2 protein-coding genes are annotated in these 740 nt (G+C 20.9%); both read left to right on the top strand.

Translation table 4 applies throughout. The features are described from left to right. Nucleotides 1–301 (top strand): hypothetical protein (locus M0D11_RS06275; RefSeq protein ID WP_252321101.1); only part of this gene is annotated, 301 nt, incomplete at its 5' end. Nucleotides 302–319: 18 nt separating this feature from the next. Further along, nucleotides 320–740: hypothetical protein (locus tag M0D11_RS06270; RefSeq protein ID WP_252321099.1), on the top strand; the 421-nt coding region annotated here is incomplete at its 3' end.

Here is a 740-nt window from a genome sequence, read left to right as displayed (position 1 = left end):
AAATAAAGTTAATGAAGCAGAAAATAAGTTAAATAAACTTAATCAAGAAATTAAAGAAAAAGAAATGATTAATATATTTAAAAAATATCAAGTTAAAACTGAATTTTATGATTATTTAAAATTTAAAACTAATAATTTAGAAAATTCAAAAATTGAAGAAACTATTAAAAAAATGATTAAAGAACAACCAGTATTTAAAGAAACAATTAATACAGGTGGCAAACCACAAACAATAATAACAAATCAACCAAATTCAATAAAAAGTACATTATTGGATTATAAAAAAAATAATAATTTATAACAGAAAGGAAATCAAAAAATGGCAATACAATTCAATAAAAATTTAGATAATACCGAAAAATTAGTAGAAGCACCAGAGTTTATAGAATTTTATAAACAATCAAATTCACCATGAGCAAGTTTTTTTCCTATCGAAATGGTTAATTCAACAAAAATTGAATTTATAGTTAAAAAACCAAAAAATTCAGAAATTAAAGTATTAAAATGAAATGATAAAAGCAAAGGATTAGATGTTAGTTATGCTGAAACTATTAAAATTTTAAAAGAAATTAAAGAAGAAGCAGTTGCGGGTGAAATAATTGCTAATGTTGATTTAAATGCTGAAAATGGACAAAATTTATTAAATACAATGCAATATGAAGTTGCTAATGATTTAGCAGATTATTTAGCAAATAATGATACAAATGTAATTGCAAAATATGCAACTAAAGTAGATATTA

Origin of the sequence: Spiroplasma endosymbiont of Lariophagus distinguendus (genome assembly GCF_023846195.1) — a bacterium.
Lineage (GTDB): Bacteria > Bacillota_I > Bacilli_A > Mycoplasmatales > VBWQ01 > Spiroplasma_E.
This window is presented reverse-complemented; position numbering and strand designations above follow the sequence as displayed.